Source organism: Streptosporangium sp. NPDC000509, assembly GCF_042898365.1.
Lineage (GTDB): Bacteria > Actinomycetota > Actinomycetes > Streptosporangiales > Streptosporangiaceae > Streptosporangium.
Window position 1 is genome coordinate 1 of sequence record NZ_JBIAYX010000042.1, and the last position, 4163, is coordinate 4163.

Genomic DNA, 4163 nt, shown 5'->3' on the forward strand with positions numbered 1-4163 from the left:
AGGTCCCAGCCGCGATCGGCGGGAAACTCCCCGATCGCGTCCGTCCCCGACGCCACCAGCTCCCACAAATCCTCGGGCGAGGCCACCCCACCGGGGAACCGGCACCCCATCCCCACGATCACCACCGGGTCCGAGACGTCGGTTCCCTTCACGGTCACGGGCGCGGTGCTCTCCTGTGCCGACAGGGCGTCCAGCAGGTGCCCCGCGAGCGCCGCGACGGTGGGGAACTCGAAGGCGACGGTGGGGGGCAGGGTGAGGCCGGTGAGCGTGTTGAGCCGGTTGCGCAGCTCGACGGCGGTCAGCGAGTCGAAGCCGAGCTCCTTCAGCGGCCGGTCCGCGCCCACCCCGTCCGCGTCCTCGCGGCCGAGGACGGCCGCGGCCTGTTCGCGTACGAGCCCGGTGGCGGTGCGAGACCGCTCGTGTGGCGGTTCGGCCCGCAGCCGCCGCACCCAGGCGCCGTCGGCCGCCGTCCGCCGGGCCGCGGCGGGCGGCTTGACGATTCCGGAGAACAGGGCGGGCAGGCGGCCCGCGGCCGCCTCGTCCCGCAGCACGCCCTCGTCCAGGGGCGACACCACGGTGTGGGCGTCACGCACCCGTTCGAGCACGTCCAGCGCGCGACCGGTCTCGACCGGGCCGACACCGTACCTGGCGAGCCGGGCGCGGTCGGCCGCGCCGAGGTGGGCGGTCATCGCGCTCGCCTCCTCCCACAGGCCCCAGGCGACGGCCGTGGCCGGCAGACCGGTACGGCGCCGGTGCTCGGCCAGTGCGTCGAGGAAGGCGTTGGCAGCGGCGTAGTTCGCCTGCCCGGGTACGCCGAATGTGGCCACGGCGGAGGAGAAGAGCACGAAGCCCTCCAGGGGGAGGCCCGCGGTCAGCTCGTGCAGGTGCCACGCCGCGTCCACCTTGGGCCGCAGCGCGACGGCCAGTTCCTCGGTGGTCATCCCGGTGACCGTGGCGTCCGCGAGCAGTCCCGCGGTGTGGATCACCGACCTGAGCGGGCGGTCCGCGGGGATGGACTCCAGCAGTTCCGCCACGGCCGCACGGTCGGCGACGTCGCAGGCCACCACGCTCACCCCGGCTCCGGTCGCGGTGAGTTCCTCGGCCAGGTCCTCGGCGCCCGGCGCTCGCGGCCCCGAGCGGCTCACCAGCAGCAGGTGCGGGGGGTTCGCCGAAGCGGCGAGCCTGCGGGCGACCAGCGCGCCGAGGGTTCCGGTGCCTCCGGTGACGAGGACGGTGCCGGCCGATGTCCCCACCGGGGATCCGGAGTCGCGGGAGGCGGAGTCGCGTGGGGCGGAGTCGTGGGGGGTGTTCCCGCCGAGGTCGCGGGAGGCGAGTCTGGGCACCAGCAGCTCGCCGCCGCGTACGGCCACCTCGCGTTCGCCGTGCTCGGCGGCGAGCAGCGCGGCGGGGGCGGGACCGTCGACGGTGACCAGGGTGAACCGGCCGGGGTGTTCGGCGGCGGCGGTGCGGACCAGACCACGGACCGGGGCGGACGCGAGGTCGGACTCGGCCACCACGACCGAGAGCCGGATACCGTCGAACCCGGGATGGCGGAGCCATTCCTGGAGCAGTCCCAGGACGGCGGCGGTCCGCTCGTACGCCTCCGCGACCACGTCGCCCGTCCGCCCGCCCACGGGTACGAGCACGGCTCCGGCGCCGGCCGCCGACAGCAGGTCGTCGACCACGCCGACGTCCCCGTCCGTCGTGACGAGGCCACCGGGGCCACCTGGGTCGTCGGGGCCGCTGAAGCCGCCGAGCACGACGACGTTCCCGGGAGCCGGACCCGTCTCGGCCGGTCGCTCCCAGCCGACCCGGTAGGTGTCGGCCTCGGGGCGGGCCGCGGCGAGTTCGGCGCGGGCGGCCGGGCGGAACGCCACGGACTCGACGGCGCCGACGATCTCTCCTTCCAGGTCCGCGAAGGTGTAGCGGAACCGGGAGGCGCCGAGCGGCTCGATGCGCGCCCGCAGCCCTTCCCGCCCTCGCTTCGCCCCGCCGGTCAGGCGCAGGCCCTCGAAGGCGAACGGCAGGAGGGGATGGTCCGGGTCGGGGGCGGCGAGTCCGGCCAGCCCGGCCACCACCGGATGCAGAGCGGCGTCGAGCAGTGCCGGGTGAAGGACGAAATCCTCACCCGCGGTACCCCGGGCCTCGGCCGCGACGAGCTCGGCGTAGACCGTGCCGTCGTCGCCGTCGCCGGCTCGCCATACGGCGGCCAGCCCCTGGAAGGCCGGGCCGTAGTCGTAGCCGAGCCGGTACAGCCGTGCGTACACGTCGGTGACGTCGACGCTCTCGGCTCCGGGGGGAGGCCATGCGACCCGCGTGGCCCCTGTCGTCCCGGGGGCGAGGGTACCGGCCGCGTGCCGGGTCCACGGCGCGTTCTCGGACGAGCGCGCGTGCACCTCCACGGTCCGGCGGCCATGCTCGTCGGGGGCCGCGACGAGCACCTGCAGCGGCGCCGGGCGTCCGTGGGTGAGGACGAGAGGCGCCTGGACGGTCAGCTCGCGCACCTCGGGGCAGCCGACGAGGTCCCCGGCCCGGGTGGCGAGTTCGGCGAGAACCGTGCCGGGTGCCAGCACGGTGCGGAACACCGAGTGGTCGGCGAGCCACCCCTGCGCCGCCGTGTCGAGTCGGCCGGTCAGCACCGCGCCGCCGTCCACGAGCGCGACCATCGCCCCCAGCAGCGGGTGGCGGACGGCGGACGGCCCGAGCCCGGATGCCAGGGCCGAGCCGGCGGAGGGGGTGAGCCAGTAGCGCTCGCGCTCGAACCGGTAGGTCGGCAGGTCCACGACAGAGGTGCCCGTCGTCGTCCAGGAGACGGGGACGCCGCCGAGGTGGGCCACGGCGAGGGCGCGGCGGAACGTCTCCGTGCCGCCCTCGCCGCGCCGCAGCGTGCCGCCCGCCAGCCCGGGCAGGCCCCGCTCGGCGAGGATCTCCTCGACGGCCACGGTGAGCACCGGGTGCGGGCTCACCTCGACGAACCGGTGGTGTCCCGTGTCGAGCAGGCCGTGGACGGCTGCTTCGAACTCCACGGTCTCGCGGAGGTTCCGATACCAGTACCCGGCGTCGAGCGTGGCGGTGTCGGCCGGTTCCCCGGTCACCGAGGAGTGGAACGCGATCTCGGCCGGCCTCGGTTCCAGGCCGGTGAGCGTCTCCAGCAGGTCCTCGCGCAGGGGTTCGACGTGTCGGGTGTGCGAGGCGTAGTCCACCGGGACGCGGCGGGCGCGCACGCCCTGCTCGTCGCACCACGCGAGCAGTTCGTCGAGGGCGTCCGCGCCTCCCGCGACCACCGTGGAGCGTGGTCCGTTGCGCACCGCGATCTCGATCTCCCCCGGCCGGCGCGTCAGGACCCGGGCCAGCTCGTCGGCGCCCAACGCCACCGACACCATGCCGCCGTTCCCCGCGATGCGGGCGATCGCCCTGCTGCGGAGTGTGACGATCTTCGCGGCGTCCGCCAGCGACAGCGCGCCCGCCACGTAGGCCGCGGCGATCTCGCCCTGTGAGTGCCCGACCACGGCGTCCGGCCGTACTCCGGCGGCGCGCCACATCGCCGCGAGCGACACCATCATCGCGAAGAGCACCGGCTGCACGACGTCGACGCGCTCCAGTGGTGGCGCGCCGGCGTCGCCACGGAGCACGGCGGTGAGGGACCAGTCGGTGTGTCCGGCGAACGCCTCCTCGCAGGCCTCGATCTCGGCGCGGAAGGTGTGGTCGGAGTCCAGGAGCGCGCGGGCCATCTCGGGCCACTGCGATCCCTGGCCGGGGAAGACGAAGACCGTCCTGCCCGGGGCCTTCTCGCCGGTGACGACCTCGTCGTGGAGTTCGCCCCGTGCCAGGGCGCGCAGGGCGGGCAGGTGGTCGGCGAGTACGGCGGCGCCGTGGCCGAGCCGCGCCCTGGAGACGAGGGTGGCCGCCACGTCACGCGGGTCCAGCCCCGGATGGGCCTGAAGGTGGTCGGCCAGCGCCTCGGCCTGCCTGCGCAGAGCGGCGGGGCTGTCCCCGGACAGCAGCACGGGGGGAGCGGGCGCGGTCGCGGGCCGATCGGCGTGATCGGAGACATTCGGTGTCTCGGCGGGGTCGTCGGGTGCCTGTTCGAGGATGACATGCGCGTTGGTCCCACTGATCCCGAACGACGACACCCCCGCCCGCCGCACCCCACCCCCCTCAGG

General features: G+C 75.4%; 1 protein-coding gene. It reads right to left on the bottom strand.

From position 1 onward, the window contains the following. Positions 1 to 4163 (bottom strand): SDR family NAD(P)-dependent oxidoreductase (locus ACFY3D_RS39450; RefSeq protein ID WP_389989634.1); only part of this gene is annotated, 4163 nt, incomplete at both ends.